The 26996-nt window shown below is 70.1% G+C and carries 30 protein-coding genes; 12 read left to right on the top strand and 18 right to left on the bottom strand.

The features are described 5' to 3' along the window. Positions 1-339: 339 nt before the first annotated feature. From ACFQGD_RS11350 to ACFQGD_RS11330, 5 genes are all read left to right on the top strand, one after another. On the top strand, positions 340-1170 hold the full coding sequence (locus ACFQGD_RS11350; RefSeq protein ID WP_345400417.1) for a hypothetical protein: 831 nt from the start codon (positions 340-342) through the stop codon (positions 1168-1170). A 183-nt stretch (positions 1171-1353) separates the two neighbouring features. Then, positions 1354-1725 carry a pilin gene (locus ACFQGD_RS11345; protein WP_345400420.1) on the top strand — a complete coding sequence of 124 codons (372 nt, stop codon included), beginning with the start codon at positions 1354-1356 and terminating at the stop codon, positions 1723-1725. A gap of 177 nt (positions 1726-1902) precedes the next feature. Then, complete coding sequence (locus ACFQGD_RS11340; RefSeq protein WP_390183518.1) at positions 1903-3792, top strand: hypothetical protein; 1890 nt, start codon at positions 1903-1905, stop codon at positions 3790-3792. Beyond that, positions 3792-4811 (top strand): PrgI family protein, encoded by a 1020-nt coding sequence (locus ACFQGD_RS11335; RefSeq protein WP_345390911.1) that lies wholly within the window; start codon positions 3792-3794, stop codon positions 4809-4811. Before ACFQGD_RS11340 ends, ACFQGD_RS11335 begins: the two co-directional genes overlap by 1 nt. 3 nt (positions 4812-4814) lie before the next feature. Beyond that, a complete protein-coding gene (locus ACFQGD_RS11330) occupies positions 4815-6713 on the top strand; it encodes a VirB4 family type IV secretion system protein (protein ID WP_345390908.1) in 1899 nt (632 codons plus the stop codon). A 28-nt stretch (positions 6714-6741) separates the two neighbouring features. On the opposite strand, the gene ACFQGD_RS11325 is transcribed toward ACFQGD_RS11330, so the two are convergent. The 6 genes from ACFQGD_RS11325 to ACFQGD_RS11300 all read right to left on the bottom strand — a co-directional run bounded on the left by ACFQGD_RS11325 (position 6742) and on the right by ACFQGD_RS11300 (position 13997). After that, positions 6742-8484 (bottom strand): hypothetical protein, encoded by a 1743-nt coding sequence (locus ACFQGD_RS11325; protein ID WP_345390905.1) that lies wholly within the window; start codon positions 8482-8484, stop codon positions 6742-6744. A 32-nt stretch (positions 8485-8516) separates the two neighbouring features. Beyond that, positions 8517-8828 (bottom strand): helix-turn-helix domain-containing protein, encoded by a 312-nt coding sequence (locus ACFQGD_RS11320; RefSeq protein ID WP_345390902.1) that lies wholly within the window; start codon positions 8826-8828, stop codon positions 8517-8519. A 133-nt stretch (positions 8829-8961) separates the two neighbouring features. Continuing rightward, positions 8962-9870 (bottom strand): hypothetical protein, encoded by a 909-nt coding sequence (locus ACFQGD_RS11315; protein WP_390221041.1) that lies wholly within the window; start codon positions 9868-9870, stop codon positions 8962-8964. A gap of 1496 nt (positions 9871-11366) precedes the next feature. Then, positions 11367-11699 carry a helix-turn-helix domain-containing protein gene (locus ACFQGD_RS11310; RefSeq protein WP_345390872.1) on the bottom strand — a complete coding sequence of 111 codons (333 nt, stop codon included), beginning with the start codon at positions 11697-11699 and terminating at the stop codon, positions 11367-11369. Beyond that, positions 11700-12815 (bottom strand): tyrosine-type recombinase/integrase, encoded by a 1116-nt coding sequence (locus ACFQGD_RS11305; protein ID WP_390183717.1) that lies wholly within the window; start codon positions 12813-12815, stop codon positions 11700-11702. It abuts the gene before it with no gap. Positions 12816-12944: 129 nt separating this feature from the next. Further along, positions 12945-13997: a tyrosine-type recombinase/integrase gene (locus ACFQGD_RS11300; protein WP_390221040.1), complete on the bottom strand. Its 1053-nt coding sequence runs from the start codon at positions 13995-13997 to the stop codon at positions 12945-12947. A 239-nt stretch (positions 13998-14236) separates the two neighbouring features. Between ACFQGD_RS11300 and ACFQGD_RS11295 the strand changes: the two genes are divergently transcribed. Genes ACFQGD_RS11295 through ACFQGD_RS11280 form a run of 4 tightly spaced genes read left to right on the top strand, consistent with a single transcriptional unit; the run spans position 14237 to position 18904 of the window. Continuing rightward, positions 14237-15481, top strand: coding sequence for a hypothetical protein (locus tag ACFQGD_RS11295; protein WP_345400426.1), 1245 nt, complete (start codon positions 14237-14239; stop codon positions 15479-15481). A gap of 24 nt (positions 15482-15505) precedes the next feature. Next, positions 15506-16927 (top strand): type IV secretory system conjugative DNA transfer family protein, encoded by a 1422-nt coding sequence (locus ACFQGD_RS11290; protein WP_345400429.1) that lies wholly within the window; start codon positions 15506-15508, stop codon positions 16925-16927. Between the two features lie 56 nt (positions 16928-16983). Beyond that, positions 16984-17925: a replication-relaxation family protein gene (locus ACFQGD_RS11285; protein WP_345400432.1), complete on the top strand. Its 942-nt coding sequence runs from the start codon at positions 16984-16986 to the stop codon at positions 17923-17925. 10 nt (positions 17926-17935) lie between these two features. After that, complete coding sequence (locus ACFQGD_RS11280) at positions 17936-18904, top strand: M23 family metallopeptidase (protein ID WP_345400435.1); 969 nt, start codon at positions 17936-17938, stop codon at positions 18902-18904. 38 nt (positions 18905-18942) lie between these two features. On the opposite strand, the gene ACFQGD_RS11275 is transcribed toward ACFQGD_RS11280, so the two are convergent. From ACFQGD_RS11275 to ACFQGD_RS11255, 5 genes are all read right to left on the bottom strand, one after another. Beyond that, a complete protein-coding gene (locus tag ACFQGD_RS11275; protein WP_345400438.1) occupies positions 18943-19158 on the bottom strand; it encodes a hypothetical protein in 216 nt (71 codons plus the stop codon). A gap of 218 nt (positions 19159-19376) precedes the next feature. Then, entirely contained in the window at positions 19377-19859 is a 483-nt protein-coding gene (locus ACFQGD_RS11270) for a hypothetical protein (protein WP_345400441.1), read from the bottom strand. A 10-nt stretch (positions 19860-19869) separates the two neighbouring features. Further along, positions 19870-20679 carry a restriction system modified-DNA reader domain-containing protein gene (locus ACFQGD_RS11265; protein ID WP_345400444.1) on the bottom strand — a complete coding sequence of 270 codons (810 nt, stop codon included), beginning with the start codon at positions 20677-20679 and terminating at the stop codon, positions 19870-19872. Position 20680: 1 nt separating this feature from the next. Further along, a complete protein-coding gene (locus ACFQGD_RS11260) occupies positions 20681-21187 on the bottom strand; it encodes a hypothetical protein (protein WP_345400447.1) in 507 nt (168 codons plus the stop codon). A gap of 164 nt (positions 21188-21351) precedes the next feature. Further along, positions 21352-21786, bottom strand: a complete 435-nt coding sequence (locus tag ACFQGD_RS11255; protein WP_345400450.1) for a hypothetical protein — start codon at positions 21784-21786, stop codon at positions 21352-21354. A gap of 269 nt (positions 21787-22055) precedes the next feature. On the opposite strand from ACFQGD_RS11255, the gene ACFQGD_RS11250 reads away from it, so the two are divergent. The 3 genes from ACFQGD_RS11250 (at position 22056) to ACFQGD_RS11240 (ending at position 23319) form a co-directional block, all read left to right on the top strand. Then, positions 22056-22676, top strand: a complete 621-nt coding sequence (locus tag ACFQGD_RS11250; protein ID WP_345400453.1) for a hypothetical protein — start codon at positions 22056-22058, stop codon at positions 22674-22676. A gap of 89 nt (positions 22677-22765) precedes the next feature. Then, positions 22766-23023, top strand: coding sequence for a hypothetical protein (locus tag ACFQGD_RS11245; protein ID WP_345400456.1), 258 nt, complete (start codon positions 22766-22768; stop codon positions 23021-23023). Beyond that, complete coding sequence (locus tag ACFQGD_RS11240) at positions 23020-23319, top strand: hypothetical protein (protein ID WP_345400459.1); 300 nt, start codon at positions 23020-23022, stop codon at positions 23317-23319. The genes ACFQGD_RS11245 and ACFQGD_RS11240 overlap by 4 nt, the downstream gene beginning before the upstream one ends. A gap of 251 nt (positions 23320-23570) precedes the next feature. On the opposite strand, the gene ACFQGD_RS11235 is transcribed toward ACFQGD_RS11240, so the two are convergent. From ACFQGD_RS11235 to ACFQGD_RS11205, 7 genes are all read right to left on the bottom strand, one after another. Further along, entirely contained in the window at positions 23571-24116 is a 546-nt protein-coding gene (locus tag ACFQGD_RS11235; RefSeq protein ID WP_345400462.1) for a hypothetical protein, read from the bottom strand. Positions 24117-24192: 76 nt separating this feature from the next. Further along, positions 24193-24636 carry a hypothetical protein gene (locus tag ACFQGD_RS11230; RefSeq protein ID WP_345400465.1) on the bottom strand — a complete coding sequence of 148 codons (444 nt, stop codon included), beginning with the start codon at positions 24634-24636 and terminating at the stop codon, positions 24193-24195. A 58-nt stretch (positions 24637-24694) separates the two neighbouring features. After that, complete coding sequence (locus ACFQGD_RS11225; protein WP_345400468.1) at positions 24695-24985, bottom strand: hypothetical protein; 291 nt, start codon at positions 24983-24985, stop codon at positions 24695-24697. A gap of 55 nt (positions 24986-25040) precedes the next feature. Further along, entirely contained in the window at positions 25041-25559 is a 519-nt protein-coding gene (locus ACFQGD_RS11220; RefSeq protein WP_345400471.1) for a hypothetical protein, read from the bottom strand. Positions 25560-25602: 43 nt separating this feature from the next. Further along, positions 25603-25845: a hypothetical protein gene (locus ACFQGD_RS11215; RefSeq protein WP_345400474.1), complete on the bottom strand. Its 243-nt coding sequence runs from the start codon at positions 25843-25845 to the stop codon at positions 25603-25605. Positions 25846-25886: 41 nt separating this feature from the next. Next, positions 25887-26309, bottom strand: a complete 423-nt coding sequence (locus ACFQGD_RS11210; protein ID WP_345400477.1) for a hypothetical protein — start codon at positions 26307-26309, stop codon at positions 25887-25889. Next, on the bottom strand, positions 26306-26659 hold the full coding sequence (locus ACFQGD_RS11205; protein WP_345400480.1) for a hypothetical protein: 354 nt from the start codon (positions 26657-26659) through the stop codon (positions 26306-26308). Before ACFQGD_RS11205 ends, ACFQGD_RS11210 begins: the two co-directional genes overlap by 4 nt. Positions 26660-26996: the final 337 nt, after the last annotated feature.

Genomic DNA, 26996 nt, shown 5'->3' with positions numbered 1-26996 from the left:
CGCGGCTTGTTCCTCGTGCTGCCTGCGCAAGCAACCGGCCTGCAAGCGGCTCAGCAACCGGGTGGTCAAGATTTTTTCGGAGAACTTCCGGCGAGGTCACCGACCGCTCGACAGGCCCTTTACGGTTTCCTTGCACCGCAGGTCAGACGTCACGCGAGTCCGATCGGCAACCGGTGTTGAGCGGTCGCGGTGATCCCTTGCGGTTTCCTTGCACCCCAGTTTTCAAGATCAACAGGGAAGGAAAGCGCAAGCGGCCTTCGGCGGCATGGACGGCGTCCAGTCCACGCCGATCCGCTCGGGGTGTTTCCCGCGGATCGGCTCGCACGAGGGAGTCCTGCGATGCCGTCCATGCACCCGGGTGCCCACCGCCCGGAACCATCCCGTGCCCGCCACCGCGATCGGGACACCAGCGCCGAGTCCGTGGAGTTCGTCTCGGCGATGGACGCCGCGGAGTCGGCGTTCCGTCTGTTGTGCACCGGCCCGGAGCCACTCGCCGTCGACTGCGCGCGGATCGGGCTCGGGCTGCCGCGGCGGCGTGTGCCGTTGGTCGAGTTGCGCGACGTGCTGCTGGATCGAGCGACCACCGAGGCCGCCCGGGAGGCGGTGTGGCGGCAGTTGGTGATCGCCGCACGGACCGAGGATCCGGCGTGGGTCATCGGCGCGGTCGGCGTCGCGATGCCCGGGTTGCGCAAGGCGGCCGGGGAGCTGGCGACCGGCTACACCGGCGACGTCGACGACATCGACGCGGAGATGCTCGCGGGGTTCACCGCGCGGCTGAAGGAGATCGATCCGGACGCGGGGTCGCTGGGTCCGCGGTTGGTGTGGGCGGCGCAGCGCGCCGGGGCGAAGTTGCGCGCGGCGGAGTGGGACTACGCCGCCCGCACGGTGCCCCGCTGGGAGTCCTTCGAGCCGCGCCAGCCCGACCAGGGCCACCCCGAGCTGGTGCTCGCCGAGGCTGTGCGCGAGGGCGTGCTCACCGAGGCCGAAGCCTCCCTGATTGCCGACACCCGGCTAGACGAAATGCACCTTTACGAGGCCGCCGAAGAACTGGGCGACTCGTATTTCCGCGTGCTTCGCGCCCGGGAAAAGGCCGAGTCCGCGCTCATTTCCTGGCTCGGTGCCGAGCGCCCGCCAAAAAAGTCGAAATCCGTCTGCAAAAAGTCGGCCTGAACCCCGCTTTAGAGCGTTGTGAGGGGAATCAGGTCGAGAACCGGGCAGACGCGCACCGCGGCAGGTGCCTGCCACCGCCGCATCCGCCGGGCACCCCGGGCCGCAGGGCCGGTGACCGGCTCCCTGATTCCCCTCACATCCACCTCGCCCACCCGCCACCGGTGTCCTCGGGAGGGATCCTGGATGTCTCTGCGATCACCGCGCCACCCGCGCGGCACGCGCCCACGCACGCTACGCACCGTCACCCTCCTCGGCGCCGTCCTTGCGGTGCTACTCGTCGCCGCCACCCCCGCGTCGGCCGACCCGCTCGTCGTCGCCGCGCCGCCTGGGTCGCTCGGTGAGGTCGTCACCCGGCTACGGGACATCTTGATCGGTCTGCTGGTCGGGTTGGCCACCCTCTTCCTGACGATCGGTGGTGTCCGCTACCTGGCCGCGGACGGGGATCCGGGCGAGGTCGAGCGGGCGAAGAAGAGCCTGCGCAACGCCGCGATCGGCTACGGCCTGGCGATGCTCGCGCCGCTGCTCGTCAACATCCTCCAGGGCTTGGTGGGCTGACCCATGTCGACGCCTATCACCTCCATCACCACTGCGCGTCGGCGCGGGACGCGGCGGGTTGCTGCACGGCTGCGCGTCGCGGTCCTGGCGGGGCTCGTGTGCGCGTTCGTCGCGGCCCTTTTGGGCGCGTCGGCCGGACAGGCACACGCGCAGCCTCCGGTACTGCCCCTGCCGCCCGTGGCCACCCCCGGCCCGGAGATCCCGCTCCCACAACCTCCGCCCGCGCCGACGCCGGTGCCGCCGACGGTGAACCCGTCGGTTCCGCTGCCGCTGCCTCCGGTGTCGGACTGGCCGAGCCAGATTCCGCCACCGCCGAACCCGGGCGGGCCACCGCCGACGTGGAACCCGCCGCCTCCTCCGCCGTCGAGCTCGGTGCAGCCGCCGCCGATCGTGGTCGACCCGAACCACCCGGTGGCACCGCCACCGCCGCCCCAGCAGCAGGGGCCGCAGCCGCAGTCCGGCTCGACCGACTGCGGGTGGCTCGACATCGTGTGCAAGGCCGGGCAGGCGATCAACAAGTGGTTCACCAACCTGGTCACCTCCGCGATGGACCCGGTGCTCGACCTGGTCGGCCGGACCTCGATGACCACACCCGACCTCGCGGGCAACCCACAGATCTCACAGCTGTGGGACATCACCCGCTGGGTAGCGAACTCGCTGTTCATCTTGTTCGTGGTCGTCGGCGGGATCGTCGTCGCCAGCCACGAGACATTGCAGACCCGGGTGACGTTGAAGGAGACGCTGCCGCGGATCGTGGTCGGCTTCATCGCGGTCAACGCGAGCCTGTCGCTGATCGGACTCGCGATCAGCTTCGTCAACGGGATCGCCACCGGGATCCTGGCCGGCGACTCGTCCGGCGGCATCACCACCGGGGTGAAAGACGAGATCCACCGCCAGCTCGAACAGGGCGGGATCTTCATGATCCTGGTCGCCCTCGTGGTGCTCGTCCTGGCCGTGGTGCTGCTCGCGCTGTACGTGCTGCGGCTGACCATCACGATCGTCATCGTCGTGGCCGGGCCACTCGCCTTGGTCTGTCACTCCTCGCCCTACACCGAGGGCATCGCCAAGCTCTGGTGGCGCGCGCTGTTCGGCGTCCTGGCGATCCAGATCCTGCAAGCGATCACGCTGATCGTGTTCGTGAAGGTGTTCTTCGTTCAAGGCACCTCTGGCCCCGGCTCCAGCCAACTGCTGGGCGTCTCGGGCGGGCTGATGAACCTGGTCATCTCGGTCGTGCTGTTGTTCATCCTGATCAAGATTCCAAGCTGGGTGATGCAGCAGGTCGGCCTCGGCGGGCGCTCGCAGGTCGCCTCGATCGTCAAGTACGCGCTGCTGGCCAAGGGCCTCGGGATGCTCGGCGTCGGCAAGGGCGCAGGCGCCGCCGCGGCACGGCGCAGGACCGGTCGCCGCGGTTCCGGTGGCGCATCGGCACGGCCGCGGGGTCGCGGTCCGACCGGCCCGCGTCCTGGCGGCGCGGCGCCCCGTCGCCGCGCAGGCGCAACGTTCGGCGCGGGTGCGCAGCGGATGGCCCACGGTGCCGCACGGGCGGCGCGCGAGCGAGCCGCCCGCGCCTGGGCCGCGCCCGCACGCATGGCCCGCGACGCGCGCGCCGCCGCCCGCGAACGCAAGCAGCCGCTCAGCGACGGCGGGTTCACTCCGGCGTCCGGGGCGTACGTGCCCGCGCCGATGTCGACCACGCCGTCCGCGGCGAGCGTGGCTCCGCCGATCGAGTCCACCCGCTGGGGCTCGCCGGACTCCCGGCGCCGCTCCGCGTCACCGTCGGCGCGGTCGTCGCGGGCGCCGCGCCCGGCGACCGCGAGCCAGGCCCGCGACCGGACCATGCCCCGCAGCACGGGCGCGGCCCCGGCGGCTCGCCGGAGTTCCTCGCCGCAGGTGCACGCGCCCACGTTCCAGGCACCCGGTACCGCGCCGTCCACCCCGAGCGCGACAGGCCGCCGCGCACGCGCGGGCAACGGCAAGGGCACCGGTGCGGCACGGCAACAGCCGGGCGCGCCGCGCGCCGGAGCGGCGAAACCGCAACCACGCACTCCGAAGAAAGGGGGTCGCTGATGCGCAGCGATGACGAGGTCCCGATGTCGGCTCGGGTGCCCGCCGATGTGGAGAAGCCGGACAAGATCGTATTCGGTCTGACGGCGCGGCAGGCCGCGATCCTCGGCGTCACCGGGCTGGGGTTGTGGGGGCTGTATCAGTCCACGCACACCGTGCTGTCGCCGGTGGTGTTCGCCGCGGTGGCGATCCCGATCGCCGGGCTCGCGTTCGCTCTGGTGACCGTGCGCCGGGACGGGCTCACCTTGGATGCGTGGCTGCTGGCCGCGCTCAAGCAGCGGCGGAGTCCGAAGCGGCTGGTGCCTGCCGACAGCGTGCGCGGCGATACCGTGCCCGACGCGCCCGCCTGGGTCGCGGCGAAGGCCGGGCCGCTGCCCGCGCCGTTGCGGCTTCCCGCGGAGGCGATCTCGGTCGAGGGCGCGATCGACCTCGGTCCGCAGCATGGCACCGCGCATGCCGCGGCCTGCTCCACGGTGAACTTCGGGCTGCGCACCGCCGGGGAGCAGAACAGCCTCATCGGCGGCTTTTCCCGCTGGCTGCACTCGCTGTCCGGTCCGGTGCAGATCGTGGTGCGCGCCCAACGCCTCGATCTGGAGCCCTACCTCGATGTGCTCGCCGACGAGGCAGGCGGACTTCCCCACCCCGCGCTGGAGCAAGCCTGCCTGGGGCACGTGGAGTTCCTGCGCGAACTCTCGCAGTCGCGGGATCTGTTGCGCCGCCACGTCACGGTCGTCCTCCGGCAACCCGCCACCGGACGACACGGCCGCGACACCAGCGCGGCGCAAACCGTAGCGCGGCGCGCTCAGGAAGCAGCCCGTGCGTTGCGGGGCTGCGAAGTCGTGGTCGCTCCACTCGACGGTGCCCAGGCCCACGCCGTGCTCGGCGCCGCCGCCGACCCCAACGGCGGGCCGCAGGCCACCCGCGCGGGCACCGCCTCCGGCGTGGTCACCGCCGACCCCGCCCTACTGCGCCCCGCCGACACCGATACCGCCGCGGATGCGGTCGAGGACGTGGAGGTCTGACCGATGAACTCACCAAGCACCAACGGACTCCTGCGCCGCGCCGCCCGCCACGCCCTCGGCCGCGCCCCCTCGTCCGGGTCGGCCGGGACAGGGGCGGGCGCGGTGGCGGGACCGGACGCGGTCGAGGTCGGGCCGCGGTGGCTGCGCGTCGGGGACGGCTACACCGCCACCCTCGCCATCACCGGCTACCCCGCCGAAGTCGGCGCCGGATGGCTCGAGCCGCTCCTGTCCTACCCAGGACGACTCGATGTCGCGCTGCACGTCGACCCGCTCAACCCCGCGACCGCGGCGAAAAGGTTGCGCAAGCAGCAGGGCCGCCTGGAGTCCGCGCGCCGCTCCGCAGCACGGGACGGCAAGCTGGACGATCCGGAGACCGAAGCCGCCGCCGCGGACGCCGCCGACATGGCCTTCGCCTTGGCGCGCGGCGAGTCGAAGTTGTTCCGCGTCGGGCTGTATCTCACGGTGCACGCCCCCACGCGCGAGGATCTCGATGCCGAAGTCGAAGAGGTGCGGTCGCTGGCGTCCTCGCTGCTGCTGGACGCCCAACCCGCGGCATGGCGGTCGGTGCAGGGCTGGACCTCCACCCTGCCACTCGGGGTCGACCTGCTCGGGATGCGCCGCACCCTCGACACCCCAGCGCTCGCGGCGAGCTTCCCCTTCACCAGCCCGGATTTGCCCGCCGCGGACCCGTCACCGCACGCCCCGCTCACCGGCCGGTTGTACGGCGTCAACGCCAGCTCGAACGGGCTGGTGTTGTGGGACCGGTGGGGCCAGGACAACTACAACTCCGTCACCCTGGCGCGCTCCGGCGCGGGCAAGTCCTACTTCACCAAGCTCGAAGCCCTGCGCTCGCTCTACCCGGATCCGCACCGGCCTACGCCGGAGGGCGAGGTCGGGGTGCAGGTGTTCGTCATCGACCCCGAAGACGAATACCAGCGCCTGACCGACGCGGTCGGCGGCACCTACCTGCGCCTCGGCGCACCCGACGTGCGGCTGAACCCCTTCGACCTTCCACCCGGGGCGCAGCGAATCCCGGACGCGCTGACCCGCCGGGCGCTGTTCATCCACACCCTGCTCGCGGTCATGCTCGGCGAGCCGCTGTCGCCGCAGGAGACCGCGGTGCTCGACCGCGCGGTCACCGCCACCTACGCGAGGGTCGGCATCACCGGCGACCGCCGCACGTGGGGCAGGCCCGCGCCGCTGCTGTCCGGCCTCGCCGATGCTCTCGACGACGACAGCACCGAGACCGGCGACCCGACCGGAACCGATCTCGCGGCGCGGCTCACGCCGTATGTGTCGGGCTCGTTCTCCGGCCTGTTCGACGGGCCGACCACGCGCTCGCCGGACGGGCATCTGGTGGCGATCTCGTTGCGGGACCTGCCCGACGAGCTCAAGTCGGTCGGGACGCTGATCGCGCTGGATGCGGTGTGGCGGCGGGTGCTCGATCCGCACCACCGGCGCCGCCGCCTGGTCGTCGTGGACGAGGCGTGGTTGTTGATGCACCAGCCCGAAGCGGCGAAGTTCCTGTACCGGCTCGCCAAGAGCGCGCGCAAGTACTGGGCCGGGTTGGCGTTCGTCTCCCAGGACGCCGGAGACGTCCTCTCCAGCGACTTGGGCAAGGCGATCGTGTCGAACGCCTCGACGCAGGTGCTGTTGCGACAGTCCACCCAGGCCATCGACACCATCGCCGACGCCTTCCGCCTCTCCGACGGCGAACGCGCGTATCTGCTCGCCGCGGGACCGGGCGAAGCGCTCCTGGTCTCCGGCACGAATCGGGTGGCCTTCCACGCCCTGGCCTCCGACGCCGAGGACGAGCTGATCACCACTTCCCCAGAGTTCCTGGCAACTTTGCCGGAATCGCAAACGAACTCTGGGTATCTGGTGCTTGATGAGGATAGCTGAATCCTGGAGTTGGGGAACTATGGAATCGTCATTCCTTTGTGGATTCTTCGTATTCAGCGATGCCGGGATGGTCGACGCTGCTGGTGTAGCGGTAGGCGCCGGCGATGGACAGGCCGAACAGGTCGCAGAGTTGGCGGATGTCGCCGCCGGTGGCGTGTGCTTCGTCGAGGATGCGGTCCTGGCGGATCGCTTGCGCGGGCATGCCGAGCCGTCGGCGAATCCACCACGGCGTCGCGGCTCTGGTGGTGTTGACGTTGCGGTAGTGGACGAACAGGTACGGGTTCGCGGTGTTGGGCCAGGTCCGTTGCCGGTAGTCGAGGTAAGCCGACATCCGGACCCGGACAGGTTCGGCAAGCGGCACGACACGGTCGGGCAGAAAGAGCCTCCCGTCGCGCACGTCGGTGAGTTCCAGAGCAACCAGTTGCCACAACCGGATGGCGTGGAATGCCAGCAGTGCCGCCAAAGCCGCGCGGGTCGGATCGTCGGAGTTGAGCGCGGCGCGCAGCGCGGTCAGATCGATCGGTGCGGGTACTTGCTTTTCCGGAGTCGGGACGCTGATGCGCGCGGTCGGGTTGATGAAGGTGAGTTTGCGGGCCTTGAGTATCCGGAAGATCGATCGCAGCCCTTGCAACGCGCAACTGCGTGGGCTGCCGCTGGGCGGCAAAGCCGCGAGGACGTCGTCGCGGCCGATCTCGCGCAGCGAGGTGTGCGTGCGCGCCCACGACCGGATGATGGGCAGTGCGAAACCAAGCTGCGAACGCACTGTGCTGTCGGCGCGGGGAAGGAACCGAGGCGGGCTGGGGCTGCCGTTGCGGGCGATGTCGAACCACACGCCGAGTTCGTGACGCATGTCGTCGGGCAGCCCGGCGATCTGCGTGTGAAACACGCGCACGGCGGGCGGGATCCGGTCGTCGGCAAGCATTCCCGCGGCGGCCAGCACGTCGAGGACCGGCCGCACGGGATGCCGGATCAGCGACAGCGGCAGCACATCGCTGGCACGGATCGCCGCACCGGGAGTGTCTTGAGTGCCCAGCAGCATCCGGATCGCCCGCTGGGCGCGCTCGGTGACGTTCTTGCCCCAGCCGTGCGCGGCAGCGTGATCCCGCACGAATTGGTGCCAGGCCGCTTCTCTGGCAGCGTCCGGCGGAGGGGGAAAACCGTTACGCAGTCCCGCTTTCAGATCTCGCGGCAACTCCAGCAGCACCAGCTGCTCGTAGACCACCGGGCGCAGCAACGACATGTCCGGCGGGACGGTCTTCTTCACGTACGGGATCTTGCCTTGGCCTTCCCGGTGCCACATGCCGGCGAAGAACAGTTGCTGCCCGAACCGGTTCGCCTCGATCAGACTGATCTTGCTCGGCCGTGGCTGCCCGATGGCGCGGGCGTGGAGGCTGCGGTTCTTGTGGCACATCCGGCACGAGCCGTTGGCGGCCACGTGGGTTTCGCGGTCACAACTGGCGCAGATGGCGGTTCGGGGGTTGCGTTCGCGCCAGCTGCGACAGCCCACGCACAGCCAGCCATAGGTGCGGGTCACGCCCCACGCGTCGCAGTCGCGGCACGCGTCGACGACGACCGTGTGCGTCGCGAGCAGGCCGGGCGATTGCCACCGCGGCGACTTCTCGCCTGGGGCGTGGCTATGGCATCGCGCGCACAGCCCGGACGTGTAGTAGTCCTTTGTGGATCCGCATGTGCGGCATGGGGGCGGTGTGACCGGGCCACCGGGCCAGCACTCGAAACAGCACGGGATCTCCCGCATCGCCGGCGGCCGCACACCGCACACCTGGCACAGACGCGGACGGCCGGTCATGCCGGTGGCACCGATCTATGGCGCCCCAACCGTGGCGTGATCGGCGCGACCGTGCCCGTCGCCGCTGTCCGGGGCCGACGCGCCGCGACTTTGTCCGGCTCGCGGATCAGCAACTCGGTCGGCTCGCAGTCCAAGACCGCGCAGATCACGTCGAGATCGTCCAGCCGGATCGTGGCCGGGTTGCCGATCCACAAGTTCGACATCTTGCCAGCACTGATCTCCAGGCCCGCCTCGGCGAGGCGGCGGCGCATCTCCGTGGATTTCCAGATCCCCGCCTCAGCGGCCTTCATCCGCAGGTTCCACCGCATCGGATTCTCCCTCCTCTTCGGTTCCCAGACGCGCGGCCACCCGCTGATTAGCCAGCGCCCACGCGTGCTCGACATGCTCGGACTGGACATGCTCTGGCGGACTCAGGTATCAGAACTGTCCGAATTCCTGGCTTCATCGGCTGCTTCGGCGGCTGATTTCGGCGGCGTAGTTGGTCCAGTCGCCGCTGCTGGCGCGTTGCCAGGCGACGGCGACGGTGATGTGGATGCCGAGCAGTCGGGCCAGGACGGCAGCAGGCAGTTCGGTGCTGAGCTGAAACAGCGCTGCGGATCGGGATCGGGCCGAGTTGATGCCGAGCTTGCGGAGACGTTCGGCGAGGCCGAATGCGCTGATGGGCCGGCCGGGCTGACCGCCGGGGAACAGCCAGGGGGAGGTTCCCTGGTCGCCGACGACGGCCTTGCCGTGGCGGGCGGCGACAACCTGGAGAACGAGCTCAGCGAGGGGTTCGGGCAGCTCGATCGGCTCGCGTCCGAGCCGCAGGCGTACTTGGTTGTCGTGGTGTTCGACGTGGTCGATGGTGAGGCGGCTGAGGGCGGCGGGCCACTGGGCGTAGAGCAGCACGAGCAGCCCGGCGACGCGGTCCTCGGGTTTGAGCGTGTCGTCGTGCAGCAGCCAGCGAGCCTGTGTCCAGCGGGTTTCGGTGTCGATGAGGCCGGAGGGTCCGTCCCACCTCGTGGCTGGGAAGTCGAGCTGGGTCAGTTTCTGTTTCTTGGCCCAGCGGACAAAGTTGCCGGCCTCGGTGCGGTAGCTGCGTTTCGTGGTGGCCAGCCAGGCATCCAGGTCGCCTTGCCGCGCCGTGGCCAGCGTGAGCCTGTGATCGGTGAGCCAATCGAGCAGGGTGATGGCGGCCTTGATAACCCGCTGCGCAGCGACGACCTGCTCGTGGGTGGTGTCGGCGCCCTTGACTCGGCCACGCAGCCGCCGCATGACATGCCAGACGGCGTAGCGGTGCAGCATCTGCCGCTCGTCGGGGTCAGCACGGTCGGCGACGATGTCGGTGATCCACCGTTCCAGCCGCGCCATCTGCTCATCCCGTGGCGGCAGCGTTCCGATGGCGACCAGGACGCTGCGCAGGTGTTCGACCGTCTTTCCTCGGGCAGCGCGTCCAGGGACGCGTGGGTGAGCGATTGCCCGGTCAGATCGCGCAGGATCGCCGGGGCGGCGCTCTTGTTGAGCCAGTTCGCGACCGTGGTGGGTCGTTTTGCCTCGGCAAGGGTGTCGTAGAGGCCTTGCAGTTCGGGGCGAATCTCGCCGCTGTCGTTGCTGAGCAGGTCGCGCAGCCGCTGCTGGACGGCGCAGCGGGCGCACCGTCCAGCGTGAATGCGGTCGGGTTGACCGCAGTTGGGGCAACTGCGCCAGAAGCCAGGGTCGGGACGGGCGCAGCTCGCGCAGAGCGGTTCATCGAGGGTGCCGCCACGGATCGGTGCGTCTTCGCCGCAGCCGACGCAACGAATCCACCGCTGTCTGCAGGCCCGGCACCAGGGCGTGCCGGTCGCCTGGGAGATCACGCAGGGTGCGTCCTTCCCGCAGATCTGGCACGTCAGGGTCTTGTATGGCACGCAGCTGCCGCAGAGCGGCCCCTCGGCGGTGCGAACGTTGACGGGACGGCGTCGGCCGCAGTCGAGGCAGGTTTCCTGGTTGGCGGGGTCGGTGATCATGCAGTTCGGACACAGCGGTTGGCCGTGCTCGTCGCGGGTGGCCGCCTCGCGGACCACGCCGCAGCGCGAGCAGGGTTGGGCGCGGGATTTGGCCACACAGTTGCGACACAGCCACTGTCCGTCGATCCGGCGGTGCAAATGGATGACTCGGTCACAGCCGGGACAGGACGGGCGCACGATGGCCTGCGCTCCGGCGTCGCGGAGCTTGTCGACCAGCCGCAGCACTGCGAGAACGGGTGCCTCAGCGCCAGCCCCGGTGAGCAGTTCGGGCCGATCTTGCACCGCCCATGCGAGCTGATAGCGGCGTCCGGCGCCGGGCACTGTCGCACGAACTGCGGCGGCCACGACGTCCGCCGACAGTGTCGAATCCACGCCGGTCACCACGCCCACGACGATGTCGACGGGATCCCGACCCGCATCGGGCGGGCAGTGGGCGCATCGCGGATTCCCGTCCCGGTCTCGGCAGTTCACCGGCCGGACCTTGCCGCAGGCCGCGCAGGCGTCTCGCCGGGGACCGCAAACGCCGCAGTACCAGTCCTGGCCGCGGCGCTGCAGGGTGCGCAGGGGTTTACCGCATTCAGCGCAGACCGGCGGCGAAACTTCCATCGCGCCGGCCTCGCGCAGCGCGATGAGCAGATCCCCGACACCCCTGGGTGCTGGGGAGCGACCGTCGGCCAGCAGCACTGGCTTCTCAAGCAGCGCTTGGGCCATGCCGCGGCGCTTGGCCCGGCCCCCGGCAACACCGGTCACCGTGGCTTCGATCACCGTGCGGTCCAAGTTGGGCTCGCGTGCGGCGACAAGGTCGACGATGACGCCGATAGGGTTGGCGAGCACCTCCGGTGCCAGCGGGACTGGCATGGTCTACCCGTCGACGCGGGTGATGCGGGCCCGCTTGGGGCGCAGACCGCCGACCCCGGCCTCGGTATCGCCGACAGCCTTGGACCGGCGAAGCGGGGTGGCCCCGGCGATCGGCTCGATCAACTCGTCCATCGTGCAGTCGAGGATGTCCAGCAACGCCATCAGCACGTTCAGGCTCAACCGTTCAGGCCGCTCGGCGACCAGCCGGTAGACCTGGCTGGACGACAGGTGGATGCCGCGCTGGGCCAGTGGTTCGATCAGGTCGGTGGTGGCGAACAGGCCCCGGTCGGCCATGACGTTTCGCAGCCGCCACCGGTAGTCGAGTTTGCGGGTCATTCACGATTCCTTCCGACATTGCGGGTCGAAGGCCGGGTTCAACGCCTTGCGCAGCGCGGTGTTCATGAAGTCACCGGACACATGGGTGTAGATCGCCGTCGACGTGTCACACCGATGCCCCACGGCCTCCTGGATGAACCGACGATCCACGCCTTGCTCTGTCAGATGGGTGACCCACGAGTGCCTCAGCGAGTGGGGCGTCAGCTGTTTCGGCAGGCCGAGGGCGTCGCGGTAGGCGACGAACCGGGCATTGACCTCCGCCGGTTTGACCCTTCCGCCGCGTTCGGTGACCCACATCGCCGGGTGCTCGTCGCAGCCGAACCTCGGACGGATGTTGTCCACGTAGTCGGCCACCGCCTCGACCGCCCACCCCATCACCGAGGGCACGTTCCGCCGCCGCGGTGGCTGCCCGCGCACCGCCTTGCCATAGCGGACGTGCAGCATCCCGTACCGGCCGAACTCCGGCGCCGCCGGATTCCGGCCCCAATCGGCGATGTCCAGTTTGGACGTCTCGGTGCGGCGCAACCCCCACGCATAGGCGACTTTGAACAGCGTGGCATCACGATAGGCAGCCAGTGCGCCCTTGCGTTTCGCCCGCACCGCGCGGTCGACCTGGTCGTCGGCGTAGTCGAGGAACCGCTGCAACTCCTCGCGGGTGAACGGCCGCGCCTCGGCATCACCCTCGTACTCGTTGAGGTGGGCGATGGTGTTCCACTCGTGGCAGATCGGCACCGGATGCACCCCCGGCCCGAACTCGCCCTCGCACGCGGCCGCCCAGCCATACCGGGCGTCGCACAGGTACTCGCTGAACAACCGCAGATCCGTCTGATAGTTCCGGATCGTCGCCGGGGTCAGATGCTTTTCGCTGGTCAGCCACTGCGTCCACTCGTCCACATGGGCCGGTCCCCAGCTCCACGGGTACTCATTGGTGAACGAGATGAACTGAAGCACCAATCGCACCCGCGGGGCCATCGTGGACTCCTGCAGCCCCCGCGCCGTCTGCTGAGCATGCCAGCCGCGCAGCATCGCCTCCACCATGGCGTCCTCCGGCCGCAACTGCACCACACCCGAGACCAGCTCCAGGTGCGCCGCGCCGGCCAGATCACCCCGTCCCACCACGCCTCCAAACCAAGATCACCAGGACCGTTTGGGGCAGGGATCATGCACCTAACGGGATCACTCGGCAAGCGACGCAGGTCAGACGGCGTGTCGCAGCCGCCCACCACCGGCATTGCCGAAGCGCTCTCAGCAGGCGACCCGCAGTTTCTCGCCCGTTGGATGCAATTCCCGAGGGTTGATGTACGAGGTCGTCGTGGAAAGCCACGAATGACCCAAGATTTCTTGTATAGCCTTGAGATCCATGCCTCGGGCGTACAACGACGAGGCGCAATAGTGCCGCAGCGTGTGCGGTGTCAACCGGCCCACCCAGTCAGGCAGCCATCGCCCGGTCGCCGCCGCGAGCCCGTCCCGCAACGTCTGATCACCCACCCGACCGGACAGGCCGGTATGCGGATCCTGCCGCTCACTGGGCAGCAGCGGCGCGTCCGGATGCTCCCAGTCGTCGCCGAACTGATGGCGCACATCCACCAGCCACCAATCCAGCAACTCCGCCACCGAGTTGATCGCCGGCACCAGCCGTGTCTTCGGACCCCGTCCCCGGCTGCCCTTACCGAAGCGAACATGCACCTTGCCGTACTCGCCCAGATCGCGGCGCCAGTCCCGCATGTCGAGCATGCAGGTCTCCTGGATCCGCAAACCCGCCCGGCGCCACAACGACCCCGCCAGATAATCCCGCGCCGCAGTACGGAATTTCCGGGCATCCCCCAACGAATCCCGCCACGCCGCGAACAAGCCCTCAACCTCGCTGTCCGAAGGCGGCACGCGCACCACCGAGTCATCAGCCCGGGACGGCCGATTGTGCTCATCGATCGGCTGCGTGACCACACACCCCGTCAGCGCCTGAATATCGCCCTGGTAGCGGCCGATCACGAAATCGAAGAAATGCCCAATCGCCCACGCCTTATGCTGCACCGTCAACCGCGCGCGACCCAGATCTTTGCGCTGATACACAAGAAACCGGTCCGCGTCGCCCGGCTGCGCCGTCCACACAGGACGCCCCATAAACCGGATGAACTCGAAGATCGCCGAGCGGTCATTGACCAACGTGCTGTCGCAGGAACCCGCGCCCATCGACGCGAGCAAGTACTGATCAACCAACTCCTGCTCGAAATCCTCCAACTCCTCAGACGTGCTCAGCTTCCGCGGCCCGTCCAGCGACCGCACCACCGCCAACGTCACCGGAACCTCCAGAAGCGGACCCTGAGTTGCCCGAGAACGACAGAGTCTCACGAACACCGGCGATCTGTCGGAAATCCTGACGGCGTGTCGCGCAGTCAACGCCAACGAACCGAACCCACCTGGCCAGGCCCAACGAAACCAAGAACGACAGTCGACTCAAACGAACGTCAGGAAATTCCGGTAACTGACCCGGAGTTCCTGTCAGGAACCTCGACCGACGAAGAGGACGACCTCGAACCATGAGCACACCCTCGAACATCCTCGCCTCGATCACCAACCCAGCGCCCGAGATCGCCGACGCGCTCACCACAGCCGCCGAACGCGCCTGCGCCTGGACCCTGCAGCATCTCGTGCTGCTGATCGTGCTCGCCCTTCTCGCCACCGCCTGCCTCGCCGTGCTGGCGAGGCTGCGGAGCGCGGCGCGGCGCCGGTGGTACGACGGGGCGCGGGTGGTGACCGTGCTGCCCCCGGCCGGACTCGACCCCGCGACGGCGCTGGCCGGGGCGCGCCGGTTGTGGTGGGACCTGCCCAGCCTCGCCCCACCACGCTGGAAACGGCTCATCGCCGGGGTGCCGCACCTGGCCGTCGAGTACCACCTCGCGGCGGGCGAGGACCTCGCCGTCCGGCTGTGGCTGCCGGGGCCAGTGCCGACGGCCCGGATCGACGCCGCGCTGCGCGCCGCCTGGCCCGGCACCCTCGTCCTCGACCACGCCCCCACCACGCCCCCGCCCAGGCAGGGCGGCGAATCGGAGCCTGCGGGTAAGACAGGGTTGGTGGTCACTGGCGGCACCGTGCGCCCGGAACGGCCCGAGCACCTGCCGCTGCGCGTCCCCGACCCGCGCGACGAGTCCGCCGATCCCTTGCGGGCGCTGGAAGCCGTGACCGGGCAGCTCACCGAGGGCGAGTCCGCGGTGGCGCAGATCCTCGCCCGGCCCGCAGTCGGCCGACGGCTGCGCCGCTACCGGCGCACGGTGGACCGAATGCACTCCGGCCGACCAGGACGCCGCTCGGCGCTGGCCAGCTTCGTATCGGTGCTGGTGCGCGAGCTGATGGAGATCGTCACCGGCAGCAAATCCACCGCCACAACCCACGGCACCAGCGAACAGTCGCCGCGGCGGCTGGACCCGCAGCAGACCGAGGAACTGCGCGAAATCCGGGCGAAAAAGCAGCAGCCGCAGTGGGAAGTCGTGCTGCGCTACTACGCCGCCACCACGCATCACGGGCCGCAGGCCGCCGAGCGAGTCCGCGGGATCGCCGACGCGCTCTTCGGTGCCTTCGCCGTGTTGGCCGGGCGCAACGCCCTGGCCCGCCACCGCCTGCCCAAACCCCGGGTCGTGATCGAGGCGCGGCGGCTGCGCCGCGGGGCGCTGCTGTCCGCCGGGGAGCTGGCCGCTTTGGCGCACCTGCCCGCCCGCACCGAGGCGCTGGCCAGCGGCCAGGCCCGCAGCGTGCCCGCGCCCCGGCACACCACGCGCCGCCTCTGACTGCCCAGCGAAAGGGGGTTGTCATTGCCCGCCAACAAAAAGTCCAACTCCACGGCCGGACGCACGGACTCCGCAGCGGTAGCTGGTCCAGCGCGGCTCACGCTGCGCCCGGCCAACGACCGCCGCCGCCAGACACCGAAACCGCTCGGTCTCACCGACGCCGGACCGGCCCGCCAAGTCGTGCTCCCCGTCATCGACGCCCGCCACCACCTCCACATCGCCGGTACGACCGGCAAAGGTAAGTCGACCGAGCTGCTGCACCTCGCGCTCGCCGACATCGAGGCCGGACGCGGCGTCGCCGTCATCGAGCCCCGCGGCGACCTCATCCGCGACCTGCTCGACCGAATGCCCAAAGACGCCGGCGAGCGACTCGTGCTCATCGACCCCGACGAAGAGAGCGCTCCCGCAGCGCTGAACGTGCTCGACCCCGCGGGCCTCGGCGGCGAGACCGTCGCCGAACACCTCGTGTCCACGCTGCACCGCATCTACTCCTCCTGGTGGGGACCGCGCGTCGAAGACACCCTGCGCGCCGCCGCCTACACCCTCACCAGCCGTCCCGGCTCCACGCTGGCCGACATTCCGTTGCTGCTTACCAATTCCCGCTTCCGCAAAGAGGCCACCCGCGGGATCCGGCGCGAAGACCCGACTGGGATCGGGGCGTTCTGGAGCGCCTACGACAAGCTCACCCCTTCGGCCGCGGCCCAGCAGGCGGGTCCGGTGCTGTCCAAGCTCCGCGCGGTCACCGCCCGCCGGTTCGTCGCCGACCTCTACGGCACCGCCACCAGCTCGTTCGTTCCGGCCGACGTGCTCGACGGCGGCATCCTGCTCGCCCGCCTCCCGAAAGGCGAACTCGGCGAAGATTCCGCGCGGCTGGTCGGATCGTTGCTCGTGGCTTCGCTGTGGCAGGCCGCGATCGGCCGGTCGCACCAACCCGAGCACACCCGCGCCGACGCCACCATCCTGATCGACGAGGCGCAGAACTTCCTGAACCTGCCCACCCCACTCGGGGACGCGCTGGCCGAATCTCGCGGCTACCACGTTGGCTGGGTGCTCGCGCACCAGCACCTCGACCAGCTCACCCCGAGCTTGGCCAAGGCGCTGGACGCTAACGCCCGCAACAAGCTGTTCTTCGGCGTCTCTCCGGACGACGCCCGGCACCTGGCCGCCCATGTCGGCCCGCACCTGGACGCGGGCGATCTCACCCGGCTGGCCAAGTTTCAGGCCGCGTGCCGGTTGTCGGTCGACAACCGCGACACCACCGGCTTCACGCTGCGCACCCTGCCGCCGCCGCCCGTGATCGAAGGCCGAGCCGGTGAGCTGCGCGCCGCGGCCCGCGCGCACGGCATCGACCGGGCCACTCGTGACCGCGCCCGCAGCCGCCGCACCTTCGCCACCCGCGCCCCGCACGAAGGCACCGACGTCGATCTCGACGGCGACCTCGACTGAGCCATCCCCACGGATGCACTGGTCGTCACCCCGCAGGCCGTAACTGGAGGATTCCTATGCCTGACAACGGAAACACACCCGAAACGAGCCCTCCTGCGCGCCGCCGAATTCGCCACCGAGGCGGAATCGCCGACCCGGTCGAGCTGGCCTCCCGGCTCACCGAGCGGGACCGGACCCTGCTGCGGCTCTTGGACGAGCACCGCGTGCTTACCAGCGGCCAGATCGCCGACCTGTTGCCCTATCCCAACCTCAACCGGGCGCAACGGCGCCTGCTCGCCTTGTGGCACTGGCACGTGCTCGACCGGTTCCGCCACCCCGCCGCGAACGGGGCACTCACCGGCTGGCGCTACACCCTCGGTGTGGCCGGACACGGCGTGCTTGCGGCCATGCGCGGGCTCGCCCCGCCCCGGCCGAGCAGCGTCCGCGAGCAGGTGCTGCGCCTGGCCGCAGATCCCCGGCTGGCCCATCTGCTTGGCATTAACGACGTCTTCGCCGCGCTGTCCGCGCACGCCCGCAGCAGCGACGAGGCCGAGCTGCGGCTGTGGCACGGCGAACGGTCCGCCACCGCCGACTGCGGCGGCCTGGCCCGGCCCGACGCCTTGCTCGTCTACCGCGAGCACAGCACTCAGCTGGTGGCCTGCTACGAGCACGACACCGGCACCGAACCGCTCACCCGCGTGGTCGAGAAACTCGACGGCTACGCCGAACTCGCCCGCGCGGGCGGGCCGCACCCGGCGCGGAAAACCCAGCAACGCCAAGGGTTCTGGGTGCTGTTCGGACTCCACTCACCCGCCCGTGAGGCGAATCTGCGCGAGCGACTGGCCGCGGTCGACCACACCGGCCCCGCGCTGGCCGATGGGGACGTCGGCTGGCACATCGCCACCGCCAGCGGCGACGACCTCCACGCCCCGGCCGGGCCGGTCTGGCTGCCCCTGCACACCCGCCAGCGGACACGCCTGGCCGACCTCGCCCGCACCCGAGCCCCCGCCGACAGATGAGGAGGACCGCGTGAAAGCTAGCGTGAAAATCGCCGTGGCCGCAGGCTGCGTGGCGCTCGCGCCGGTCCTGCTCCTCTCCGCCACCCTCGGCGCGGTCCTGGGCACCGACGGGGCCAGCGGCGGCCCAGGCGGAGTCATCGCCTGCTCCACGACCGGCGCCCCCACCGGCAGCGTGACCGGGTACGGCCCCGACCAGATGGCCAACGCCGCCACCATCGTCGCCGTCGGCAAACAGCTCCAGGTTCCCGAATACGGCTGGGTGATCGCGGTCGCCACCGCGATCACCGAATCCGGGCTCCGCAACCTGAACTACGGAGACCGGGACTCACTCGGACTGTTCCAGCAGCGCCCGTCGATGGGCTGGGGCAACCCGCAACAAGTCACCGACCCCACCTACGCCGCCACCCAGTTCTACCGGCACCTGCTCGCGGTGCCGAACTGGCAACAGATGGACCTCGCCCCCGCCGCGCAAGCCGTGCAGGCATCCGGCTTCCCCGGCCGGTACGCCAACAACGAACCCGACGCGCGCAAGATCGTCGGCGCGCTGACCGGAGTGGCCTGCGCTCCCACCGCGCCGAGCAGTGGCGGCTGGGTCGCGCCGACCGCGGGGCGCTGCACCTCGGGCTTCGGGCCACGGGGCGGGGAATTCCACCGCGGGCAGGACATCGCCGCGCCGATCGGCACCCCGATCGTGGCCGCCAGCGGCGGGCGCGTGATCGCCTCCGGCCCCGCCAGCGGATACGGCCTGTGGGTCCGCATCGAGCACGCCGAGGGTGTGATCACGACTTACGGCCACAACAACCGCAACCTCGTCGCCGTAGGCCAGGCCGTCCAAACTGGACAGCCGGTCGCCGAGGTCGGCAACCAAGGCGAGTCCACTGGCCCGCACCTGCACTTCCAGGTCGAGCCCGGCGGCCAACCCGTCGATCCGGTCGCCTTCTACCGGCAGCACAACGCACCACCTCTATGCGGACCGTAGAAGCCGAGTTCCCGGATTCTGCCGGGCACGTGCCGGTCTTACCGGTGGTTCGTCGGGTCGACGGTGGTCAGGAACGTGACGAGGTCGGCGGTGGTGTAGCCGAGCTGGTGGGCGCGGTGGGTAGCCATGAGCAGCAGTTGGGCGATCACGGTCGCACCGAACCCGTCGGATCCGTCGGCCGACCATTCCCAGAGCTTCTCGACGCCGAGGTCGGTGAGCAGGAGGTCGTGCGCCGCGGCGACCTCGCTGGCCACGGCGGCGACCGCGTCGAGCAGCCTCGGGGCCGGTGCGCTGGCAGCGCAATCCGAACAGGCCGCCGATCTCGGCCGGGACGCAGCCCGCGGGCGGGTGCGCGCGGAGCGCGTCGTAGCGAGGATCATCGGCCCGACGCGGTGGATGCTGGCAGGGGTAGTGCAGGAGCACGAACCGGTGGATGGGCATGGCGGCCGGTTTTCCTGGTGGCGTGTTCCGGCTACTGGCGTCGGGCTGTGCGCCGCAAGTCGACGCCGAGCGCGGACAGGTCGTGGGCGGCGTTGCGCAGGGCGCGGCGGTCGGACGCGGTACACGGGAGGGTGTAGCTCTGGCCACCGGGCAACTCGACCCGCCAGTGCTTTCCGCGGCGGTTCAGCTCGCACCCGGCTGCGTGCAGGCGGGTGCGGAGTTCGCGCCAGGTGGTGGGCCAGACGGTTCCGGCGCCGCCGATTCGGCGCCGTCGTGCCGGTGCGGCCCGCACGCGCGCCGGGCGCGGCCTGGTGGGTTCGCTGGCGGTGTGAAAGGCGACGTAGCACACCATGCCGTCGGCGGTACGCACGCGCAGTTCGCAGTCGTGGCGGCGATGGCGGAGCAGGCCGGGCGCATCACGAACCGGTGCGGTCCAGTGCGGGCTATGGAAGGTCGCGAGCACGGCCCGTCTCGCGTCCGGTGTGGACACACGGCAGGCCGCGCCCGGTGTCATACGGGGCACCTCATCCTGCGGCATGGCGTCCGTCCATAGTGGACTTGTATTCGTTGCGGAGGTCGAGAAGGGTCCGGCCGTCGCGGGCGCGGCACCAGAAGGCCCACCCGTTTTGGTGCGGGCTGCCCAGCGCGGTGGTCGCGGCCGAGGGCGTGGTGAACAGGCGATCGTCGTCCAGGCGCAGCATGCCCTGGGCGGTCACTTGGCCGGTGCGGTGCACGCCGAGACCGGGCCGCCGGTAGACCAGCTCGTCCCCGGCGGCCAGAAGGCCCGCGGCGAGCAGGTCACGCACGCCGACTCGCGCCACTGACCGGTTGCCGAACACCCGCATCGGCTGCGGCGCGGGCGGATCGGCTTCGGCGGCGTCGAGGTAGCTGCCCATGATGGCGGCGGCGGCAGGGGCCACCACGGCGGGCCAGTCGCGGCCGAGGCGAGGCCACGTTCCGGCGGGCATCCACCGGCCCTGGTCGGCCAGCGCGAGCCGCACGGTCACCGCGTCGTCGTCGGTATCGGTCGCCACGGGCGGGGCCAGCCGGAGGACGAGGTCACCGTCGCACCCGGACGCCGGGTACTCGTGCTCGCACCATTCCCCGGCGAACAGCACCACCTCGCCGCTGGCGGCCCACCGGTCCGCGGCGGTGACCAGCAGCGCCCAGGCACCGGGCGGCATCCGCATCGGGACCGCCTGCAGGGCGCCGTCGGCGATCAGCACCGCGGCCTCGCGGCCCAGCGCCTCGGCGACCCGGAGGTCCGCGAGGCGTCGCGCGCCGCCCGCCGGGGCGGGGTTTGTGGCGGGGACGACCTCGAGCCGGACGGCCATGTCAGGCCACCCCCTCGGCCGCGCCCGGCGCGGTGTCCGGCCCGGGTGCGACGGTCGCCACGGGGACCAGGTCGGTGCGGCGCAGCGGGTGGATCCGCAACCCGGCCCGGTAGATACCCGACCGCGAGGTGCCCGCCGCCTCGGCGATCCAGGCCCGCGCCTCGGTGACCGTGGCGAACGGGCCGACGAACAGCGCCAGCCGCCGGGCGGGCGGGTCGATCAGCAGCGACACCACCACCGCGCCCGCGGTGTCCGGGTCGGTGTGGTGGGCGGCGAGCAGGTCGGCGACCGGGCCGGGCAGCTCGATCACGTCGCCGGTCAGCTCGGCGGTGGCGCGCGTGGTCAGCGGGTCGGTGTCCGGCGGGTGCAACGCAATGGGGCGCGCGAAGGTGGGGTCGTCGGTAAGCCAGTCGGCGGCCACCGTCGCGTCGCCGTGCGAGCCGAACGTGCCGTGCACGTCGAAGTCGCCGGCGCGCACCGTCACGGTGGCGAACAGAGGCGCGTTCATGGGTCGGCGTTCCTTCCGTGTCGTGGGTGTGGGCCGGGTGTTCCGGCCACCGGATGCACGCTCGACTCGGCGCGGAATGTCAAGCGCCGCAACGCAACGCGGGCCGTAGATTGCCGGTGGTCGCCGTTCGCCGCGAACGGCGACCACCGGCACACGGCGACGGGTCACCAATCGTGGAAACGCATCGTTCCGATGAACCCGCCGACAACGGCGCCGGAGTCGGACATGACGTCGACCGCGAGGAGGAACCGGCACCGTTCGGGCCGCAGGAGCTCGACCCGGTTGTAGTTGCTAGCCAGCTCGAACACGACCCTGATCGTGTCGCGGATGACGTCGCTACCGGCTTCGGTGCGCGCGGGCGGTGTCGCCAGCCCGGACACCGCGACGCGCAGGACGCCCTGCGGGCCGGATTCGTCGGCCGCGACCTCGAATTCGGCCTCGCGGACGATCAGGTCATCGCCCTGGACGTCGAGGATGTCGCGTTCGAGCCGTTTGGCCACGTCGGGCAGCGGCAGGGTCGCCGTGTCGTCGTAGTGGTCGCCGATCGCGTGGTCCCCATCGGGCCGCTCGTTCGCGGTCGCGGGGTTGGTGTCCAACATGGTTGCGGTGTCCTTTCCGTGGGGGGTGTTGCGCGGTTCCCGCGCGGTCCACATGGACGCTCGACTCGTCCGGAATATCAAGCCGCACAACGGAAAACGGCCGCTACAAAAAGACGTGTGTCTTGTTTGGACGGACCCGTTGACTTCGCCCGGGGATCGAGCGTTGATGGACGCGTAGCCCGAACGACCCCGGTAGCGCGCCGGAGGGCTACAGCCCCCGGGGGCATGACCTTCCACAACCAACACCTGATTCAAGGGAGTGCATCGTCATGCCACGCACCACCAAGACCACGAAGACCACCAAGCCCGCGAAGGCCGCGACCACGACGAAGGCCGCCGCGAACGGCAGCAGCGGCCCGTCGGCCGCCGACCGGCTGCGCACCGCGCTGCGCCGCAACCCGGGCAAGACCGCCCGCGAACTGGCCGAGCTGGCAGGCATCGGCGGCTCGACCGCGACCAAGCTCCTCGCGGCCTGGGCGACCGACGGGCAGGCCGTGCGGCAGCCCGGCGAGGACAACGGCGGGCGCAAGGCAGCGGCCCGCTGGGCGCCGCCGGAGCCGGACGAAGACAGCCCGAGGCCCCGCAAGCGCGACACGGCCTCGCCGCGGCGCAAGAAGGCCGACACGGCCGAAACCAAGGCCACCACGGCGAAGTTGGTCACCGACGCGCCGCCGAACGGCAGGCTGCCCAAGGGCGCGCTGCACGGCCTGGTCGAGGACTTCCTGTCCGAGCCGGATCGGCGCGACAACGCCTACACCGCGGGCGAAATCGGCCGCAAGCTCGGCCGATCCTCCGGCGCCGTGCGCAACGCGCTCGACAAGCTCGCCGAGAAGGGCACCGTCGTACTGACCCAGGAGGAGCCGCGCCGCTACCAACTCGCCGCCGACTGACCCACCGCCCGGACCGGGGCGCCGCCGACTACCCGGCGGCGCCCCGGTCCGGCATTCCGATCGATACCCCGACGAAGGAGGGACTTCCCATGCAGGCCAACCCGCCCTACCCGCTGCCCCTGTTGCGGGCGGCCCACCGCGGTATCGCCCGCGGTGACGAACTCGCCGTCGTGGCCGTGATTCCCGAGGACCACCGTGCCGCCGACGCGCCGCGCCGGGTGTCCGGGCCGGTGATCGGAATCGGGTCGCTGATCAGCGTGCACGACCGCGAGACCGGTCGGCTGGTCGAGGACATCCGTTCCGCGTGGATCACCCACGCGACCGTCGAACGGGGGTGGCAGCGGTGACCCGCCGCAGCTACCGGCGCGGCGACACCATCACCGAGCCCGCCGTTCTCCTGCGCCGCAACAGGATCCGCTACGCCGTGCTGACCTACCCGTGCTGCGGGTGCCGGACCTGGGTCGACGTCGCGGTGTTGGCCTACCACTGGCTGGTGCCCGACCGGCCGTTGAAAATGCGGTGCGGGCGCCGCTACGACAACCGCAAGCTGCCCGGCAGGGTGGGCTGCGACTGGCCGTGGACGATCGCCATCACCCCGGCCGAGGACGGCGACAGCCCCGCGAGCTTCACCTGGACCGCGTAGACGGCGAACCGCTACCCCGACGGCCAACCAGAGGCCGTCGGGGTAGCAACACGTCGAGCGACACGCGGCACAAGACCATGACCGGCCAACAGCGGGCACGCAAGGGTACACCTGGAGTCCACTATCCATTGTGGACTTCAGGTGTACCCGCGTTGCTCGGTGCGCGGCTATGGCGTGTCTGCCTTCGAGCGCGGGGCGTGCGTTGCAGGACTCGCCCGGCCCATCGGTCAGCGGCTCGAAGTCCGCTCGTTCTATCGGACGTCTTCAAGATCAAGGATGCCGCACGAGCTCAGCTCCTCGGCGTGCCCGGCCTTGCAAACTCGGACCTGGCCGTAGCCGGGCGCGGCCACGTGGGCATCCACGGTGGGGCGGGCGCACCGTCGGCAGGGCGGGCCGTCGTACCGGATGCACGTGTGGTGCTCGGAGCGATCCCGGTACGTTTCGCACCGGGCGCAGAAGGTCAGTTCCGGATCGAGGGGGTATACCGGTTCCCACGGGTCGGTGCGGGTGCGGCGGGTCCACACCCGGCCGTCGTCGAAGGCGTACGCGAGGTCGGCCAGCTCGCTGTAGTCGTTCGGATCGGACTCGTCGGGCACGTAGGCGTGGTCGACCCACCATTCCCACACCCGCAGGAACGCCGCGACCGCGGCACGGTAGGCGGCCTCGGTGGCGGCGTCGAGGGGCTGGTGCCCGGCCGTTGCGGCGGCCAGCCCGCCGGGTACCCCGTCGCCCCGCACGGTGCCGATCCACTCGGCGTCCTCGCCCCGGCCAACATAGAAGGCAGCGTAACTAGTCATGGCATGTCCATCCTATCTGTCCATTATGGACTCAAATAGGTTTGTGGCACTGGCGCGTTCGGTGCCGTGCGAGGCACTAGCGGCAGGCTTCTTCGCGAAGCAGCACGTCGCAGGGGTCGCCGGGGACACCCGCGAAGGCGTCGAGCACGCGGTTAAAGTCGGCGCGGGTTTCGGGCGGCCCGGCCGGATCCGTGGTCGCCCGTTGCCAGGTGCCGGTGCGGCGGCGTACCCAGGCGCGCCCGGCGGCATAGGTCAGGCTGTAGGCGGGCTGCACCAAGGGTGGGTCCTGGCAGGCGGGGTTGCGGGTAGGTCCGTAGCGGTCACTCCACTCGTCGACGAGGCTGGTGATACCGGCGAGGTAGGCGCCGAGGTCGGTGGCTTCCAGCGCGTTCCGGCCGGGGTCGAGGGAGGAGATCAGGATCGACACCCGCTCGGGATGGACGTTGATCGCGTACAACGTCGCCAACCAGATGGCGTCGGCGGGGTCACGCCCGAGGTAGATCTCTGCACTGCGAAGCATGGGGAACCTCCTCCTAACATCGGTCCACTGTGGACTCAGGTTGCGGGGTGCGGTCGCCTTACACGTCCTGGGGACGGTCGAGGTCGAGGTCGTGCGGAAAGCCGAGTGCGGCGAAGGCGTCCTCGTAGGTGTCCGCGGTCACCTCGCGCCCGGGGACTTTCCACCGGCCGTGCGGACCGGGCTGCTCGGGTCGGAAATCGGTCATCGGCCGCGCGACCCACGAGCACCCGTTGTAGTAGGCGATGGCCGCGGGGCCACCGTATGCGGTGCGCAGGTACCCCGTAGCGCACGAAACGTGGATGCCGTAGTCCTGCGGGGTGATTACCTGGGTGGCGGTGTTCGTGGTCATGGGTGCCCTCCGGGGCGAAGATCGTGAGTCCACTGTGGACTAACGTGGTTGGCGTCTAGTGAGCTGGCGCGTCGGGTTCGATGACGTGCCATTCCGAGTCCCAGCAGCCGCTGTTCGCGGCACCCCAGTTCTCGTCGGCCGATTCGGCGTAGTGCACATTGACAAGCGGTTCGTCGTGCTGGTTGACCATGCCGTTCTCGGTGACACGGGCGACGGTGCGCACCGGGCGCCCGAGGTCCATGACGTGAGGCAGCAGGAGCCGCATCCCGGGGCGCAGGTCCCGGGTCGCCACGCGCCGGGTGCGCGGCAGGGGCGCCCCGCACGGGTAGACCCCGGGCACATGATCGGTCGCCGGTACGTTGTGCACGGCAGTGATCCGCGGTTTGGTGTCGCCGGTCGGGTCGCACGTTACGCAGCGCCATGCCGCGCCGATTCGCGCGAAGCCGGACTCCGCGAGCGTTCGGGAAATCCAGTAGCGGAACTCGTGCCCGCACAGCAGGCGTACGGTTTGGATCACGGTGTCGGTGGTGCCTGCCGCAGTTGCGGGCTGGCCGCTGGTTTCTGGGGTAGTCATCGGTGCTGTTCCCTCTCGGGTCTAGTCCACTGTGGACTCTGGTCTAGTTGTCGTCGTCGGCGTCGCAGCAGGGGCACGAATCGGTCAGGTAGTACCCGTGTCCGCAATCGGTCCGGCTGGCGATGTCACGGCCCGGACCCCAGATGAAGTAGACGTCGTACTGCTGGACGTCTCGCCGGGTGATCGTGCGGGCGAGCACGTCGTCCGGGGGCACGGGCGCCTTCTCGACCTCGCGGGCCATGTGCTCGCGGAGCGCCTTCATGCCAGCGTTGAATGCCTCGTTCATGGTCGTTACACCTCATTCTGTCCACTGTGGACTCTCGGGGTTCAGATGCCGTGAGCCGAGATCTGTCCGGTCGGGTCAGCGGGTGGGCGGGGGCGCGACGCCGGGTACTTGCGGTCAGCAATTCGTGTCAGCGCCGCCACAATCTCTTCGTTGGTCCAGTGTCGCCCGGGGCGCACGGGGGCGGTCGAAGGAGTTTGTCCACTGTGGACGTAGGTGGCTAGTCCGGGTTCGGCCGCGCGCAGGGTGGCGTCGAGCACCTCGGCGGGTGCGCCGTTGATTAGGGTTGTCCAGCGGATCAGCCGGGCGCGGTCGCCAGTGAGGGCGGTCACCGTGAGTGAGCCTTCGCGGCCGGTGATGGTCACCGACACCTGGCCGCCGGGGCTGCGGAACGTTTCGCCGTTGTCATCGGGTTCGAATTCGTAGCCTTCGAGTACCCGGAAGTAGTCGAACATGATCTTCGTCATGACACTTCCTCACTGTCCATAGTGGACTCACGGCCGAGCGCCGCCTTGACGTCGGGGTGGTGGGTAGCCGGTATCCAGGTGTGATTCGGTTTCCGGATCCAGACCCGCGTGCCGTCGAAGGCGTACACGTAGTCGGTATCCAGCGGCGGGGTGTCGTCACGGTGTCGCGGGTAGATCGCAGCTCCGTGCCCGTCGTCTTCCCACACGGTCAGGAGGTCTTCGACCGCGTCGCGGTAGGTGCCGGGGTCGGTGGCGGTCAGGGCTAGGTGCCCGGGGCCGACCGCGGCCACGCCCGCGGGGTAGCTGTCGCGTTGCAGGGTGCCGAGCCAGGTGGCATTCAGCCCGGTCACAAATTGGGCGTATGTGCTCATGTGTTTTCCCGTTTGTCGCTCGGGCATATTTCCGGCGGGGTGCGGAATTGTTGGGTTTTGCGGTTTCCGTTCCCGCTGATATTTCCAAGCTAGCTCGGCACGGTAGGGCGCGCAATAGCCGGGTGCGGGTTTTTTCGGGGTTTTTTGCCTACCCGCGTATCGCGCGTGACCTGCGCGAATGTGCGCCCGCGCGCGCGTAGGAAACCGGCGCACGGCAAGAATTGAGACGCAATTCTGCCGTTTTTCGACGGAATGGTTTTGTGTCGCAGAATGCGACGCAAAACAGCGGCGGAAGCCGCAGGGAGGCAAGCAGCAT

Source organism: Haloechinothrix salitolerans (genome assembly GCF_042662605.1).
Classification (GTDB): Bacteria; Actinomycetota; Actinomycetes; order Mycobacteriales; family Pseudonocardiaceae; genus Haloechinothrix_A; species Haloechinothrix_A salitolerans.
The sequence above is the reverse complement of the archived record's forward strand: the minus strand, read 5'-3'. Positions and strand labels throughout refer to the sequence as shown.